The sequence below is a fragment of the Sphaerisporangium krabiense genome, assembly GCF_014200435.1.
Classification (GTDB): Bacteria; Actinomycetota; Actinomycetes; order Streptosporangiales; family Streptosporangiaceae; genus Sphaerisporangium; species Sphaerisporangium krabiense.
Map to the genome: position 1 here is coordinate 444,999 of NZ_JACHBR010000002.1, position 15,779 is coordinate 460,777.

General features: G+C 73.8%; 11 protein-coding genes. 3 read left to right on the forward strand and 8 right to left on the reverse strand.

The annotated features are described in order from the left end of the window. Positions 1-8 precede the first annotated feature (8 nt). The gene (gene hrpA / locus BJ981_RS30010; protein WP_184616789.1) at positions 9-3,902 is read left to right on the forward strand and encodes an ATP-dependent RNA helicase HrpA; all 3,894 of its coding nucleotides are present in this window, start codon (positions 9-11) and stop codon (positions 3,900-3,902) included. Here hrpA and BJ981_RS30015 read toward each other — a convergent pair. Continuing rightward, on the reverse strand, positions 3,892-5,472 hold the full coding sequence (locus BJ981_RS30015; protein WP_184616790.1) for a CHAT domain-containing protein: 1,581 nt from the start codon (positions 5,470-5,472) through the stop codon (positions 3,892-3,894). The two genes, hrpA and BJ981_RS30015, sit on opposite strands and share 11 nt — an antisense overlap. 247 nt (positions 5,473-5,719) lie before the next feature. On the opposite strand from BJ981_RS30015, the gene BJ981_RS30020 reads away from it, so the two are divergent. Beyond that, positions 5,720-6,379 carry an HAD family hydrolase gene (locus tag BJ981_RS30020; RefSeq protein ID WP_239139291.1) on the forward strand — a complete coding sequence of 220 codons (660 nt, stop codon included), beginning with the start codon at positions 5,720-5,722 and terminating at the stop codon, positions 6,377-6,379. A gap of 55 nt (positions 6,380-6,434) precedes the next feature. On the opposite strand, the gene BJ981_RS30025 is transcribed toward BJ981_RS30020, so the two are convergent. The 5 genes from BJ981_RS30025 to BJ981_RS30045 all read right to left on the reverse strand — a co-directional run bounded on the left by BJ981_RS30025 (position 6,435) and on the right by BJ981_RS30045 (position 12,727). Further along, on the reverse strand, positions 6,435-8,465 hold the full coding sequence (locus tag BJ981_RS30025; RefSeq protein WP_184616791.1) for a sensor histidine kinase: 2,031 nt from the start codon (positions 8,463-8,465) through the stop codon (positions 6,435-6,437). A gap of 32 nt (positions 8,466-8,497) precedes the next feature. Then, positions 8,498-9,313, reverse strand: coding sequence for an energy-coupling factor transporter transmembrane component T family protein (locus BJ981_RS30030; RefSeq protein ID WP_184616792.1), 816 nt, complete (start codon positions 9,311-9,313; stop codon positions 8,498-8,500). A gap of 4 nt (positions 9,314-9,317) precedes the next feature. Continuing rightward, the gene (locus BJ981_RS30035; RefSeq protein WP_184616793.1) at positions 9,318-9,881 is read right to left on the reverse strand and encodes an ECF transporter S component; all 564 of its coding nucleotides are present in this window, start codon (positions 9,879-9,881) and stop codon (positions 9,318-9,320) included. Further along, positions 9,878-11,587 carry an ABC transporter ATP-binding protein gene (locus tag BJ981_RS30040; protein WP_184616794.1) on the reverse strand — a complete coding sequence of 570 codons (1,710 nt, stop codon included), beginning with the start codon at positions 11,585-11,587 and terminating at the stop codon, positions 9,878-9,880. Before BJ981_RS30040 ends, BJ981_RS30035 begins: the two co-directional genes overlap by 4 nt. Positions 11,588-11,821: 234 nt before the next feature. After that, positions 11,822-12,727, reverse strand: coding sequence for a hypothetical protein (locus BJ981_RS30045; protein ID WP_184616795.1), 906 nt, complete (start codon positions 12,725-12,727; stop codon positions 11,822-11,824). A gap of 200 nt (positions 12,728-12,927) precedes the next feature. Here BJ981_RS30045 and BJ981_RS30050 point away from each other — a divergent pair, with 200 nt between their 5' ends. Next, positions 12,928-13,752: a tyrosine-protein phosphatase gene (locus BJ981_RS30050; RefSeq protein ID WP_184616796.1), complete on the forward strand. Its 825-nt coding sequence runs from the start codon at positions 12,928-12,930 to the stop codon at positions 13,750-13,752. A 4-nt stretch (positions 13,753-13,756) separates the two neighbouring features. Here the strand turns inward: BJ981_RS30050 and BJ981_RS30055 are convergent, their stop codons facing one another. Then, positions 13,757-14,797: a Gfo/Idh/MocA family oxidoreductase gene (locus BJ981_RS30055; protein ID WP_184616797.1), complete on the reverse strand. Its 1,041-nt coding sequence runs from the start codon at positions 14,795-14,797 to the stop codon at positions 13,757-13,759. Continuing rightward, positions 14,794-15,699, reverse strand: a complete 906-nt coding sequence (locus BJ981_RS30060) for a proteasome assembly chaperone family protein (protein WP_184616798.1) — start codon at positions 15,697-15,699, stop codon at positions 14,794-14,796. Before BJ981_RS30060 ends, BJ981_RS30055 begins: the two co-directional genes overlap by 4 nt. Positions 15,700-15,779 lie beyond the last annotated feature (80 nt).

A 15,779-nucleotide genomic window follows, 5' to 3' on the forward strand; every position in this document is an offset into this window, starting at 1 on the left:
AAGCGACCATGGGATCTTCTTCGGTGACATCGCCCTTGACCGGCCTGCGCGAACGCCTGCCCGCGCTCATGCTGCGCGACGAGCTGAGGCTTCGCCGCCGCATCGACGGCGCACGCAAGGTGCGCGATCACAAGGCGCTACGGGCCATCGCCGACCAGGTGGCGGGCCAGATCGAGGCGGCCGAGGCCAGGGTCGGGGCGCGGCGGGCCCTGGTGCCCGCCCTGACCTATCCCGAGGCCCTGCCGGTCAGCATGCGCAAGGACGAGATCCTCGCGGCCGTGCGCGACCATCAGGTGGTCATCGTCGCGGGCGAGACCGGGTCCGGCAAGACCACCCAGATCCCCAAGATCTGCCTCGAACTCGGCCGGGGCGTCAAGGGCCAGATCGGGCACACCCAGCCGCGCAGGATCGCCGCCCGCACCGTCGCCGAGCGCATCGCGGAGGAGCTCGACATCCCCCTCGGCGGCGCCGTCGGCTACAAGGTGCGCTTCACCGACCACTCCGGCGACGACACCCTCGTCAAGCTGATGACCGACGGCATCCTGCTGGCCGAGATGCAGCGCGACCGCCTGCTGTCCCGCTACGACACGCTGATCATCGACGAGGCGCACGAGCGCAGCCTCAACATCGACTTCATCCTCGGCTACCTCAAACAGCTCCTGCCCCGCCGCCCCGACCTCAAGGTGATCATCACCTCGGCCACGATCGACCCCGAGCGCTTCTCGCGCCACTTCGGCGACGCCCCCGTCATCGAGGTCTCCGGCCGCACCTACCCCGTCGAGGTCCGCTACCGCCCGATCACCGAGGACCAGGAGGACCAGGCGCAGGCCATCGTCGACGCGGTGGACGAGCTCTGCGCCGAGGGTCCCGGCGACATCCTGGTGTTCCTCAGCGGCGAGCGCGAGATCCGGGACACCGCCGAGGCGCTGAAGGGCCGCGACGAAGAGGTGCTCCCGCTGTACGCGCGGCTGTCGGCGGGGGAGCAGCACCGGGTCTTCCAGGCGCACCGCGGACGCAGGATCGTCCTGTCCACCAACGTCGCCGAGACCTCCCTCACCGTCCCGGGCATCAAGTACGTCATCGACCCCGGCTTCGCCCGCGTCTCCCGCTACAGCCACCGGCTGAAGGTCCAGCGCCTGCCCATCGAGCCGATCTCGCAGGCGTCGGCGAACCAGCGCAAGGGCCGCTGCGGCCGCACCTCCGACGGCGTGTGCATCCGCCTCTACGCCGAGGAGGACTTCCTCGGCCGGCCGGAGTTCACCGACCCCGAGATCCTGCGCACCAACCTCGCCTCGGTCATCCTCCAGATGACCACGCTCGGCCTCGGCGACATCGCGGCCTTCCCGTTCGTGGAGCCGCCCGACCAGCGGCAGGTCAAGGACGGCGTCAACCTGCTGCACGAGCTCGGCGCCTTCGACGACGACCGCAAGCTGACGCCCATCGGCGGCAAGCTCGCCCAGCTCCCCGTCGACCCCCGCCTCGCCCGCATGGTGCTCGCCGCCCACGACAACGGCTGCGCCGAGGAGGTCATGGTCATCGCCGCGGCCCTGTCCATCCAGGACCCCCGCGAGCGGCCCGCCGACAAGCAGGCCCAGGCCGACCAGAAGCACGCCCGCTTCGCCGACAAGGAATCGGACTTCCTCACCTTCCTGAAGCTCTGGGACCATCTGCGCGAGCAGCAGAAGGAGCTGTCCTCCAGCCAGTTCCGGCGCATGTGCAAGGCCGACTTCCTCAACTACCTGCGCGTGCGCGAATGGCAGGACCTCTACAGCCAGGTCCGGCAGGTCGCCACCGGCATGGGCATCACGCTCAACTCCGTCCGCGCCGAGCCGTACGCCGTGCACGTCTCGCTGCTGGCGGGCATGCTCTCCCACATCGGCGTCATGGACGTCGACAAGGACGCCGACAAGAACGCGCCCGGAGGGCGCCGCCGCGCCATGCGCGAGTACCTGGGCGCCCGGGGCGCGAAGTTCGCGATCTTCCCCGGCTCCGCGCTGTTCCGCAAGCAGCCCCGCTGGGTCATGGCCGGCGAGCTCGTCGAGACCTCGCGGCTGTGGGCGCGCGTGGTCGCGAAGATCGAGCCGCAGTGGGTCGAGCCCCTCGCCGGCCACCTGGTCAAGCGCACCTACAGCGAGCCGCACTGGGAGAAGAGCCAGGGCGCCGTCATGGCGTACGAGAAGGTCACGCTGTACGGGGTGCCGATCGTCGTGGACCGCAAGGTCACCTACGGCCGGGTCGACCCCGAGCTGTCCCGCGACCTGTTCATCCGCCACGCCCTGGTCGAGGGCGACTGGGACACCCACCACCGCTTCCTGAAGGACAACCGCCGCCTGCTGTCGGAGGTCGAGGAGCTGGAGGCCCGCGCGCGGCGGCGCGACATCATGGTCGACGACGAGACGCTGTTCGACTTCTACGACAAGCGCCTCCCGGACGACATCGTCTCCGCGAGCCACTTCGACACCTGGTGGAAGCGCGAGCGGCAGTCCAGGCCCGAGCTGCTCACCTTCACCTCCGACATGCTGATCAACGCGGGCGCCGACGCCGGCGACCTGCAACAGGCCTATCCCGACGCCTGGCGGCACCTCGGCCAGCGCATGCGGCTCACCTACCAGTTCGAGCCCGGCGCCGACGCCGACGGCGTGACCGTGCACGTCCCCCTGCAGGTCCTCAACCAGTTCGAGGGCGACGGCTTCGACTGGCAGGTGCCGGGCATGCGCGAGGAGCTCGTCACCGAGATGATCCGCTCGCTGCCCAAGCCGCTGCGCCGCAACTTCGTCCCCGCGCCGAACTACGCCAAGGCCGTGCTCGAACACGTCACGCCCGGCAAGGAGCCGGTGGCCGAGGTCGTGTCCCGCGAGCTGTCCCGGCTCACCGGCGTCCAGGTGCCCGCCGACGCGTTCGACCCCGCCCGCCTGCCCGACCACCTGCGCGTCACCTACCGGGTGGTGGACGAGCGCAAGCGCACCGTGGGCGAGGACAAGGACCTGGCCGCGCTCAAGAGCCGCCTCGCCCCCAAGGTGCGCGCCACGCTCTCCCGCGCCGGGGAGGAGCTGGAGCGCACCGGCCTGCGCGCGTGGACGTTCGGCGAGCTGCCCAAGCTCTTCGAGCAGGGCCGCGTGAAGGGCTACCCCGCGCTGGTGGACGAGGGCGGCACGGTGGGGGTGCGGGTCTTCCAGACCGAGGCCGAGCAACGCGACGCCATGGGGCCGGGCATGCGCCGGCTCGTCATGCTGAACGTCACCTCGCCCGCCAAGGGCATCCTGCGCGGCCTGACCACCCAGCAGAAGCTGGCCCTCAGCCACAGCCCGCACCGCGACGCCGCCGACCTGTTCGAGGACTGCGTCACCTGCGCGGCCGACAAGCTCATCGCCGACGCGGGCGGCCCCGCCTGGAACCCCGGCGACTTCCGCCGCGTCCACGACCACGTGCGCGCCGAGCTGTACGACACCACCGCCGAGGTCGTCACCCGCGTCGAACGCATCCTGGTCATCTGGCACGGCGTGCGGAACACGCTCGCCGCGATGAAGAGCCCGGCGGACGCGCTGGAGGAGATCGACGAGCACCTCGGCGAGCTGGTCTTCCCCGGCTTCGTCACCGCGACCGGCCTCCGCCGCCTCCCCGACCTGCAACGTTATCTGCGCGCGGTGGAACGCCGCCTGGAGAAGCTCCCCGACGACCCCTACCGCGACCACGAGCGCATGCTGAAGCTGGACGAGATGCGCCTGGCGTACGACGACCTGCTCGGCCGCCTGCCCCCGGCCCGGCGCTCGGAGGACGCGGTGGTGGAGATCCGCTGGATGCTGGAGGAGCTGAGGGTCAGCTACTTCGCCCAGACCCTGGGCACGCCGTACCCGATCAGCGACAAGCGCATCACCAAGGCCATGGACCGCCTCACGGCCTGAACGGCGTCGCGTCTCCCAGGTCCACCAGGGGGAGGTCCTCGCCGGCGGACAGCAGGGCCGCCACGGCGTACTGCGGGGGCAGCCGGTCGCCGGGGTCGGCCTGGCCGCGGTGGATCCGTCCCTGCTCCAGATGGCGGCGGGCCTCGGCGAGGGCCGCCGAGGGTCCGGCCTCGGCGCCGGTGGCCAGCGTCGCGTAGAACCGCTTGGCCAGCGCGGTGGCGTAGAAGTCGGTGACCGGCGCCCGTACGGCGAGCACCCGGCCGCCGCCGTGCCGGGCCAGTGCGGCGGCCAGGGTGGCGCCGTCCTCTCCGGCGGACAGGACGACGAACGGCGAGCGGCCGTCCCCGTCGCGCAGGACCGCGGCGAGCTCGCCCGCGGGCACCGTGACCGGGTTCCCGTCCTCGTCCTCCAGCTCGACCGAGGACGACGTCCCGGGAGCGGACAGGTGCACGACGTGGTAGCCGCCGTCGCGCAGCGCCCCGGCGATCCGGCCCGGCGTGGCGGCCTCCAGGACGCGCGCCTCGCCGGCGCCGGAGGCGCCCAGGTCCGCGACCGCGTCCAGGACCACCCGCGTGGCCCGTGCGCGATTCTCGCCCGCCGCCGCCACGAGGATCTTCAGCGGTCCGGGAAGAGGCGGGGGCGGCGCCGTCCGCCGCCCGGCGCCGGGGGCGCGCCGCCGCACATGGACGCCGGGGAGGGTGGCGAGCACGGCCCCGCCCGGCAGCCGCAGCGCCTCGTACGGCGGCCACGCCGCCGCGTCGCCGTGCTCGACCACGACGTCGACGACCGTACCGAAGCGGGAGTCGTGCAGCAGCCTGGTCAGGTGGCGGGCCGTGTCGTCGGTCAGCAGGGCCTGGCAGAGCCGGTGCCCCGCCTCGATGAGCCGCTCCTCGGCGACGGGCGGGGGAGCGGCCAGGGCGCGGCTCAGGACGCCGGGTTCGAAGGGCAGGGGCGCGTCCTGCCGTCCCAGCAGCGACCCGGCGAGCGTCACCTCGCAGGAGATCCGCCCGTCGTCCACCGTGACGGCGAGCACCAGGTCGTGGCTCAGCGGCGACCGAGAGCGTCCCCCGCCCGGCGGGGAGACGAGGGCGCGCAGCAGCCCGTCCGCTCCCCGGGCGGTGAGGTCGGTCACCTGGTGGCGCGCCGCGGAGCCGAGGAACTCCGGGATCTCGGCGGCGGAGTGTCCGGGGAGCAGCACGGGCAGGTATTTCCCCGCCGCCCCGGGGTCCCGGCGGAACGCGTCGCGGATGTGCCGCGCCTCCCATTCGGCCGCGCCGGATTCATCCGCTTCGGCGGCTTCATCGCTTCGCTGGACTTCGTCAAGTTCGACGAGTCCGTCCGCCCGTTCTTTATATGTCTTCGAGGCGACGACGAGTACGAAATCCGATTCCCCGATCCGTTCCTCCGCCCAGGCGCGCCGGTCGCCGGCGTGCCCGGCCGGGGGCAGGCCGAGGCGGGCGTCCACGCCGTGTGTGCGCAGGAAGACCCACAGATCGCGCACGGTGTCCAGATGCGCGGCGGAATCGTGCGCGTACGAAATGAACACCCGCGGAGCGGTGCTTCGGTCCATCATCGCCTCCCCTGTCCGCCGAGTATCCTAATCCGCCCCAAGACGGGCCCCGGCCGTCCTTTCAATACCGAAGCCGGCGGACGTGTATACGGATAGCGGTTAATCGCCCGCGCTGTTTTCCGTATTCAGCGGGAATACGCCCGTGAACCGCCCAGGGCGGAGCGGGGGGCGGACCCGGTCCGCCGGGCGCGGGGGCGCGGCGGCGTGGGAGGTAGGGTTCGTCACGCGCGAACGAGAGGGGTGCGGGGTGGCACTGGCGGTGGTGTTCGACGTCGGCGAGACGCTCATCGACGAGACGCGGATCTGGTCGCGGTGGGCGGACCGCCTGGGGGTGCCGCGTTTCGTCCTCATGGGGGTGCTCGGCGGCATGGCGGCGCTCGACCGCTCGCACCGCGAGGCGTTCCACATCGTGCGGCCGGGCATCGACCTGGACGCCGAGATCGCGGCCTGGCGGCGTGACGACCCCGGCGGCCTGCGCGAGAACTTCGACGCCGGCGACCTGTACCCCGACGTGCGGCCCGGCCTGACGGCGCTGCGCGAGGCGGGCCACCAGGTGATCGTGGCCGGGAACCAGCCGCCGCAGGCCTACGGCGCGCTCGTGGCGATGGACCTGCCCGTGGACGGCGTCCACACCTCGGCCGGGTGGGGGGTCAGCAAGCCCGACCCGGCGTTCTTCGCCAAGGTCGCCGCGGTCGCCGGCCGCGACCCCGGCGACATCCTGTACGTGGGGGACCGGCTGGACAACGACGTGCTCCCGGCCGCGGCCGCGGGCATGCGCACGGCGCTGCTGCGCCGGGGCCCGTGGGGCTACCTGCACGCCGAGCGCCCCGAGGCCCGCCGGGCGGACCTGATCGTCGACGGCATCCCCGAACTGGCCGCGCTCCTCGCCGAAGGCCGCGTGGGCTGAGGCGAGCCGCCCGGCGAGGCCGGCACCGTGTCACCGTCCTCGCCGGGCTCGCCCGTCACCGGGCGGGTTCCGGCCGCGGTCCCCGCGGGTCGCCCGTCACGTCCACGGGCGCGTCCCGGCCGGCCGGGATGACCAGCGTGTGCGGCAGCAGCACGACGGCCGTGGTGCCGCCGTAGGGCGAGCGGCGCAGGGCCACCTTGATGTCGTGCCGGGCCGCCAGCCGGCTGACCACGAACAGGCCGAGCCGGTCGCTGTCGGCGAGGTCGAACTCCGGCGGGTCCGCGAGGCGGCGGTTGATCTCGTCGCGGTCCTCGGCCGCCATCCCGAGGCCGCGGTCCTCGATCTCGACGGCGAACCCGTGGCCGACCTGGTCGCCCCTGATGTGCACCCGGGTGCTGGGCGGCGAGAAGACGGTGGCGTTCTCCACCAGCTCGGCGAGCAGGTGGATCACGTCGGCCACGGCCGTGCCGGCCAGCGACGCGTCCGGCATGGGCAGGACGGTGACGCGCGTGTAGTCCTCGACCTCGGCCACCGAGCCGCGCACCACGTCGTGCACCGGCACCGGCTTGCGCCAGGCGCGCCCGGCCGGGGCGCCGGACAGGATGATCAGGCCCTCGGCCTGGCGGCGCATGCGCGTGGTGAGGTGGTCCAGCCGGAACAGGTCCGCCAGGGCGTCGGGGGCGCTGGTCTTGCGCTGCATCGTGTCCAGGTGGCTGAGCTGCCGGTGCAGCAGCGACTGGTTGCGCCGCGCCAGGTTGCGGAACACCAGGCTGACGCCCTTGCGCAGGTCGGCCTGCCCGACCGCCGCCTCGACGGCCGTGCGCCGCACGGTCGAGAACGCCCGGGCGACGTCGCGCACCTCCAGGGTGGTGCCGGTGACGGGGATGGGCGGCGCGTCGGTGCCGACGTCGACCGGCGCGCCGGCGCGCAGCTTGGCGACGACGGCGGGAAGCCGGACGTCGGCCAGGTCCAGGGCCGCGGAGCGCAGGTCGGTCAGCTCGTGGGAGAGCCCGCGCCCGAGGCGGGCCGACAGCACGACGGCGAGGAGGATGGCCAGCAGTCCCGCGCCGCCGGCGATGACGATCCGGGCGATGATGCCCGCGGCGACGCCGTCGGCGCGCCCGGTGAGCAGCGTCGTGCGCTCGGCGTCGAGGCGGTCCATGCGCGTGCCGAGCCCCCCGGCCAGGCCCTGCCACGCCGAGGCCCGCGCGAGCGCGCCGCGCCGGGCGGCGACCTCGTTCTCGATGGCGATGAGCCGCTTGTAGTCGGCCGAGGCGAGCAGCGTGTCGTAGGGAGCGCGCACCTCGGGGTCCAGCGCCTGCACGCCCCGGTCCAGCAGCAGCGCGCGCCCGGCGACGATCTGGGCGAACTCACGCTGCTCGTCGAGGCCGAGCGTGCCGCGCAGCAGCGCGCCCGACAGCAGGGCGTCCTCCTGGGCGAGCATCTCCCGCGACCTGGCGATGGTCTGCAGGCCGGTGGACTGCCGGTACAGGGCGGGGTCGGGCACGGTGACGAGCCGGTCGGCCATCCGATAGAGCGCGTCCTGGATCTCGGTGTACCGCTGCACGGCCGTCAGGCGGTCGACGGCCCGCGCGTCGACCTCCTCCCGGACGCCGCCGAGGCGCTCCAGTTGCCGCTCCAGGTCGTCGAGGCCCTCGGCCACGTCGGCCCCGATGACCGTCCCCGCCTCCTCCGAGGCCGTGCGCTCGTGGAGCCGCGCCACCGCGGCGTCGGTCTCCTGGCGGGCGGTCACGAGGTCGCCCGCGTCGGGCGTGGTCCCGCTCAGCACCAGGGCGGACAGGTGGCGCTCGCGCCGCACGTGGTCGGCGACGGCCGACGCCGGGGTCGCGACCTGCTCGTACTGCGTGACCGCCGTGCGCAGGGCGAACAGGTCGCCGACCAAGTGCCCGGTGAAGAAGCTCCACAGCACGATGAGCGCCACGATCGGCAGGCTCAGCAGCGAGTAGAGCTTGAAGCGGAGCGTGCGCTCCCGCCCGGACGGCTCACCGGCGCCGGCCGCGGCGCGGACGAGCGCGCGCGGCGGCCCGCCGAGCCGGTTGACGATCGCCGTGAGGCTGACGCCCACGAATTACCTCCAGTCGCAGTGGTGGACCACCGTCACGGCACCCATACCGTCCCGGTCAGCCCGAGGAGCTTGGCGGCCGTGGCCACGGCCGCCATCGCGGCGAAGCCGCCGAGCAGGAGCAGGTCCGCCCGGTCGAAGGACAGCTCGCGCGTCCACGTGCGGTGCCTGCCGCCGAAGCCGCGCAGGTCCATGGCGTTGACGGTGTCCTCGGCGTCGATCAGGGCGTTCACCGTCACCGGCACCACGACGGGCTTCAGCGTCAGCAGGCGCCTGACCGGGTTGCGGCTGCGGCTGTGCTCGTATCCTCGCAGCCGCTGGGCGTCCACGGTCTCGTTCAGGTTCGCCCAGGTGGAGGGCAGGAAGCGGAAGGTGAGGTCCACTCCGTACGCCAGGCGCTGGGACAGGCCGAGCCGCGCGAACGCCACGCCGAGGTCGCTCGGGGCGATGGTGAACGCCACGGGGAACCCGACCAGCGCCAGCGAGACGTAGCGCACCAGCAGCGTGGCGGCGTACGACAGCGTGGTCCAGCTCACCTCGGCGCCGGTGCCCGGGATCGTGACCAGCACCCCCTCGCCGGCGCGTGTGTCGGCCGCGGTGAACACGCTGTTGGCGGCGACGAGCAGCGTGGTGAACGCCAGCATGAACGCCCAGTTGGCCCGCACGCCGCGCCACGGGATGCCCGCGGCGCGGTAGTACAGCAGGGCGACGACCGTGCAGGCGAGGACCGCGCGCAGGTCGTCGATCCCCGCCACGGCCACCAGGTGGAGCACGGGCACCAGCAGCAGCACCCGCGGGTCGCGGCGGCCGAGGAAGGAGTCCGCGCCCAGGTGGCGCGGCGTGACGTCCATCGGTTCACCGGCCGGCGCGCTTGGACAGCGGCTCCCAGAGCGCGTCGAGGGCCGGAGTGAGGATGACGACGGCGATGGCGTTGGCCAGCAGCGCGGGCCCGTAGTTGAGGGTCAGGAAGGTGGTGACGTCGATGCCCTGCACCCACATGTCGGTGGCGACGAAGAGCAGCCCCGCGGCGGTGGCGACCAGGGCGCCGACGGCCGTCACGACCAGGCGCGGCGCCTCGCCGGTGATCGGCGGCAGCACCGCGAAGATCAGCCCGGCGAGGGCGCCCACCAGCCCGTTGGCGACGCTCCAGTTCCAGTACGCGAGCCCGGCGCCCTGGGCGAGATCGATGAGGAGGTTGCCGACCAGTCCGGTGAAGGCGCCGGCGATGACGCCGAAGCGCTTGCCGAAGAAGGGGACCAGCGCGAACGCGGGACGGACGGTGACGTTCTGGGTGCCGGGGATAAGGAAGCTGAACAGGCCGAGCGCGGCGTAGAGCGCCGCGCCGACCGCGCCGTAGACGACGGTCCGGGATGAGACATCCAGTAACGGCCGTCGCCAGGGCGCCGCGTCTGCGCTCATGAGGGGGTGGGTCCTTCCTGGTGGAACGGGGTCGAGCCGGAGGGATGGGCCGAGAGCGATATGTGGCGTGCCAGATCGAAGGGGTGGGGGATCGGGGCGGCGCCGGACGCGGGGAGTCCGGAAAGATGTTCGCGGAGCGCGCGGACCAGGCCGGTGGCGCGCAGTCCCGCCCCGGCCCAGACGTCCTCGGCGCGGGCCAGGTCGGCGGGGGAGGCGTCGGCGACCACGCGCCCGTCGTCCACGACGACGACGCGGTCGGCGTAGGTGAGGGCGAGGTCCACGTCGTGGGTGATGAAGTAGACGCTCTCCACGCCGCCGGCCGCGAGGGCGTGGCCCATGAACGCGGTGGTGGTGTGGAGGTCCTGTCCCGCGGTGGGCTCGTCCAGGATGAGCGTGCGGGGGCGCATGGCTAGGGCCAGGGCGACGGTGAGACGGCGCTGCTGCCCGAACGACAGCGTCCGCGGCGGGCGGTCCATGATGCCGGCCTCGCCGTCGAGCAGCGTCGCCCGCAGGACCTCCGCCGCGTCCTCGGCGATCTCCTCGGGGCGCCTGCCGAGGTTGCGCGGCCCGAAGGCCAGCTCGCGGCCGACGGTGGCGCTGAACAGCGCCTGCCCGGGGTTCTGGAACACGTAGCCGAAGGTCGTGGCCAGGCTGATGATCGAGCGCTCGGCCACCGGGGAGCCGTCCACCAGCACCTCGCCGCGGGAGGCGGTGACGAGCATGACGGCGGCGCGCAACAGGGTGGACTTGCCGGCCCCGTTCGGGCCGAGGACCGCGATCCGCTGGCGGGCGCCGAGCGCGAGGTCGACCCCGGTGAGCACGGCGCGCGGGCCGTACGCCAGCGTGACTCCGCGGTATTCGAGGCGCGGCACCGGCGGGCCGGTGTCCGGCCGGGGCGGCGGGGGCACGGCGGGCAGTTCGGCGGCGCGGGCGACCAGGGTGGGGAACGGCAGCTTGACGTGCCCGGCGGGGGCGACGCGCAGGAACCCCTCCACGGGGCCGAGGTAGCGGGTGGCGCCGTCCTCCAGGTAGAGCACCTCGCCGGGGCCGAACTCCAGGATCTCCTCGACCCGGTGCTCGACGACCACGGCCGCGCCGCCCTCGTCGACGAACCTCCTGATCTCGCGCATCAGGCGCAGGCCGGCCGCGGGGTCGAGGTTGGCCAGCGGCTCGTCCACGACCACCACCTTGGGGTCCATGGCGAGCACGCCCGCGAAGGCGACCAGCTGGAGCTCGCCGCCGCTCAGCTCGGAGGTGGCCCGCTCCAGCAGGTGGCCGACGCCGACGCGGCCGGCGATGGCGGCGATCCTGCGGTGGATCTCCTCGCGCGGCAGGCCCAGGTTCTCCGGGCCGAAGGCGATCTCAGCGGCGACGGTGGTGCCGACGACCTGGCGGCGCGGGTCCTGGAGCATCGTGCCGACGACGGTGGACAGCTCGCGCACCGTCATGCCGGCGACGGGACGGCCGCCGACGCGCACCTCGCCGGTGACCTCGGCCCGGTAGGCGTGCGGGATCAGGCCGTTGAGCAGGCGCAGCAGCGTGCTCTTGCCGCATCCGGACGGGCCGCTGACCAGCGTGAGGTCCCCGGGGCGCACGGTCAGCGAGACCGGGCCGAGCGCGGGGCGGCGGGCGGGGTCGGGGGACCCGGGGGACCCGGTGGACAGGTAGTGGACGCGCGCGTCATGGACCTCGATGAGCGCGGTCATGACGGGTCGCCTTCCGATCTGCTCCACTGCGGTGGTCGGCCGCCGGGCCGAAACACAATGTCCACAGAGATTAAAGGGGACAGTGTGTTGTCAGCGCAATTGCTGTGAAACGAGCCCATTAGGCGTGCTGACCGAATTGTACGCTTTCGGCTACCTCAATTACGGACGCGTGAATTGAAGGCGTGCGCCGGGTTGCGGCAAGGTGATCACTTGCCGCGACCCGGCGGCCGGGGGTCAGGTGCGGCTGGGAGTGCGCGGGCGGTCCGCGGCGGGCAGGCAGAGGCCGCCGGCGCGCCGGGCCTCCGCCAGGGTCGCGCGGAAGAGGCGCTCCACCTCGTGGGCCTGCGCGGTGAGGCGGCCGGTGTGGGGGACGGCCAGGTGGTCCTCCTCGGTCTCGGCCAGCAGGCGCTCGTAGTCGGGGGTGCGCTCCCGCAGCACCCCGAGCTGCCGGTGCGCGTGGAACACCGCGTCCGCCCTGCGCACCCCGGCCGCGTACTCCTCCAGGGCGGCCACCCGCGCCCCGAGCGAGCGGTGCGCCCGCTCCAGCGCCTCGGCGTAGGGGCCGAAGACGGCGGCCACGTCGTCGGGCACGTCGCGGGGCACGATCCGGTGGTGCTCCGCACGGGTGCGGGTGAGGTCGGCCAGCCGTACGGCGAGCCGCCAGACCTCGGCCGGGAGGGTCGCGGCGTTGTCGATGGCGTCGAGCATCCCGGCGTGGTGCACCCGCGACCGCAGCACCTCCTCGGCCGCCCGCTGCGCCCTGGCCAGCATCTCCCGGGACTCGGCGTCCAGGTCGCCGGGGAGGACGAACCGGTCGGCGTGCGCCGCGGCCACGCGCAGCCGCCGCCGTGCCTCGCGGCGCGCGGGGTCGCCCGCCAGCGCGTGGACGCCGGACAGCCCCGCGATGACGGCGCCGAGCGCGGCCATGCCCCACGGCCCGGCCAGCGCGAGGGTCGCCAGGAGGAACAGGGCCACGACCGCGACCGCGGAGGGGCGGGGGCCCGCGCGCGGGGGGACGGCCCCGGCGCGCACGGCCGTGAGCGCGGCGGGGCCGGAGCGCAGCGTCTCGGCGACCCCCGGCGGCAGCGCCGGGTCGAGGACGAGCCGGGGGAACTCGCGCGGCGGCGTGCGTGCGTCCACATGAACCTCCTGGGGAAGGCGGCCGGCGGCGAGCCCGCACGGCCTCCACTCCGGGGCGAGGTCCATGAGGGCTCACCCTTTTACACCATGTGGTGCTTTTCGCCGGGATGGCAGCCGTCACGTGATGGACATGTCTTTTGACACTTTGCCGTGCGCGGTGTTCTCCGTGCGGACATAGGGCCCAGATAGGCTGGTAGGTGATGAGCGAAGTAACGAGGTGGATAGCCCTTGACGGAGCCGTCAACGTGCGGGACCTCGGCGGTCTCCCCACGATGGACGGCCGGACGACGCGGTTCGGGCGGGTGCTCCGCTCGGACAACCTGCAGGACCTCACCGACGCCGACGTGCGCAGGCTCGTCGGCGAGATCAAGCTGCGCGACGTGATCGACCTGCGCTCCAACAACGAGGTCGCCCTCGAGGGCCCGGGCCCGCTGACCCGCGTGCCGGGGGTCGGCATCCATCACCTGACCCTCTTCGCCGAGGGCGGCCTGTACACCGACGTCGAGGCCGACACCGGCGTCCCGGCGCCCGCCGGCCGCCGCATCGACGCCGACCGGGTGCTGCCCTGGCAGGGCCGCCACGAGGAGGGCACGCGCGAGAGCAGGGTGATCGGCTTCTACCAGGGCTACCTGCGCGACCGGCCCGACGCGGTCGTCGCCGCCCTGCGGGTGCTCTCGCGGGGGGACGGCGCGGCGCTCGTGCACTGCGCGGCGGGCAAGGACAGGACCGGGGTCGTCTGCGCGCTCGCCCTGTCGGTCGCCGGGGTCACCCGCGAGGCCATCGTCGCCGACTACGCCCAGACCGGCGACCGCATGGAGCGGATCCTCGCCCGGCTGCGGTCCACCGCGACCTACCGCGACGACCTGGACAACCGGCCCGCCGACAGCCACATGCCGCGCCGGGAGCACATGGAGCACTTCCTGGGCCTGCTCGACCAGCGATACGACGGGCCGCTCGGCTGGCTGGAGCGCAACGGCTGGACCTCCGGCGACGCCGGCGCCCTGCGCGCGCGGCTGCTCGGCTGAGCCCTCAGAACGCCCGCGCGTCCAGCGCGACCGCGCGGCCCTCGGCCGCGGACGTGCGGGCCGCGTGCAGCACCGCCAGGGCCTCCGCCACCTCGGACGGATCGACGGGCGGCGGCGCGCCGTCGCGCAGGCAGGCCACCACCCCGGCGTAGAACTCCTGGTAGGCGCCCGGCACGGTCGCGACGGGCCGGGCGTCGCCGTCCGTCCCGAGCGTGCCCCACCGCTCCGGAGGCTCGGCGCCCCAGCCGGGCACGCCCGGGCGCTCGCCCGCGCGCAGCCGCTCCTCCTGCACGTCCAGCCCCCACTTGACGTAGGCGGCGCGCGAGCCGAGCACTCGCAGGCGTGGTCCCGGCCGTGCGGCCACCGAGCTCATCCACAGATGGGAGCGCGCGCCGCCCGCGTGGGTCAGCGCGACGAACGCGTCGTCGTCCGCGCCCACCCCCGGCCGCCGCACGTCGGTCTCGGCGTACACCGAGGCCACCGGGCCGAGATAGCGCAGCGCCTGGTCGACCAGATGGCTGCCCAGGTCGTACAGCAGCCCGCCCAGCTCCTCGGGCCCGCCGTTCTCGCGCCACCCTCCCTTGGGCACCGGACGCCAGCGCTCGAACCGGGACTCGAAGCGGTGGACCTCGCCGAGGTCGAGCGTGCGCAGCGTCAGGAAGTCGCCGTCCCAGCGGCGGTTCTGGAAGACCGTCAGCATCAGGCCGCGCTCGCGCGCCAGGCCGATCAGCTCCACGGCCTCGGCGGCGGTGCCGGCGAGCGGTTTGTCCACCACCACGGGCAGCCCCGCCGACAGCGCGGCGCGGGCCAGCGGGACGTGCGTGCGGTTCGGCGAGGCGATCACGATCACGTCGAGGCCGAGCGCCAGGAGCTCGTCGGCGGAGGGGACGACCCGGGCGCCGGGGTGGTCGCGGGCGACGCGGGCCGCGCGGCCGGGATCCCGGGTGACGACGGCGGCGAGCCGCAGGCCGGGCGTCGCCGCGATGAGCGGGGCGTGGAAGAACTCTCCGGCCGTGCCGTACCCGGCCAGGCCGGCACTGATCATGAGTCGGACTCGTCGCGCTCGGCGAGGAAACGCTCGAACTGCGCGGCGAGCTCGTCTCCCGTGGGCATCGGCGTCGTCTCGGCCATGAGGTTCTCGCGCTCGGCCCCGGCGGTGAACGCGTCGTACTGCTGTTCCAGGCCCTGGATCGCCGTGGACAGCTCGGCGGAGGCGACGATCTGCTCCTCGATCTCGGCCGTGGTCTTCTCGGCGGCGTCCCGCAGGCCGTCCAGCGGGAACACCAGCCCCGTGCTGCGGGTCACCGCCTCCAGCGCGGTCACCGCCGCCCGGGGGTACTCGGCCTGGGCCAGGTAGTGCGGGACGTGGACGGCGTACCCGAGGGCGGCGTGGCCGCGGGCGCCGAGCCGCAGCTCCAGCAGCGCGGCGGCGCTGCCCGGCACCTGGATCTTGCCGAACGGGCTGCCCGGGCCGCTCACCAGCTCCGGGCGCGTGCCGTGGGCGGTCACGCCGAGCGGGCGGGTGTGCGGCGCGGCCATGGGGATGCCGTGCATGGTGACCAGCCTGCCGATGTTGAGCCGGGTGGCCAGGGCGCCGACCGCCTCGGTGAACAGCTCCCACTCGCGGTCGGGCTCCGGGCCGCTCATCAGCAGGAAGGGCGTGCCCGCCGCGTCGTGGGCGAGGTGGACGGCGAGCTCAGGAGTCTCGCAGTCGACCCAGCGGTCGGTGTCGAAGGTCATCAGGGGACGCCGCGAGCGGTAGTCGAGGAGGCGGTCCACGTCGAACGTCGCCACGACCCGGTGCTCAAGCTCGGCGAGCAGGTGGCCGATGGCGAGCCGCCCGGCGCCTCCGGCGTCGACGAAGCCCTCGAAGTGGTAGAGCAGCACCGGATCGGTCAGCTCGGGCAGGTCGCCGCTGAGCCGGTAGAGATCCGTCGGGTCGAACACCTTGGGTCCCAGCCTTTCTATCGTCTCTCAAGAGAGAACCTATGGGATGTGGCGAGGATTCCGCCGGGCGAGTGGCCCGC

Bases quoted from the DNA above. Each gene is read 5' to 3' on its own strand.
- BJ981_RS30040 (WP_184616794.1), bottom strand. From the start codon at position 11,587: ATGACCGCGCTCATCGAGGTCCATGACGCGCGCGTCCACTACCTGTCC.
- BJ981_RS30050 (WP_184616796.1), top strand. From the start codon at position 12,928: ATGAGCGAAGTAACGAGGTGGATAGCCCTTGACGGAGCCGTCAACGTG.
- BJ981_RS30030 (WP_184616792.1), bottom strand. From the start codon at position 9,313: ATGGACGTCACGCCGCGCCACCTGGGCGCGGACTCCTTCCTCGGCCGC.
- BJ981_RS30035 (WP_184616793.1), bottom strand. From the start codon at position 9,881: ATGAGCGCAGACGCGGCGCCCTGGCGACGGCCGTTACTGGATGTCTCA.
- BJ981_RS30015 (WP_184616790.1), bottom strand. From the start codon at position 5,472: ATGGACCGAAGCACCGCTCCGCGGGTGTTCATTTCGTACGCGCACGAT.
- hrpA (WP_184616789.1), top strand. From the start codon at position 9: ATGGGATCTTCTTCGGTGACATCGCCCTTGACCGGCCTGCGCGAACGC.
- BJ981_RS30055 (WP_184616797.1), bottom strand. From the start codon at position 14,797: ATGATCAGTGCCGGCCTGGCCGGGTACGGCACGGCCGGAGAGTTCTTC.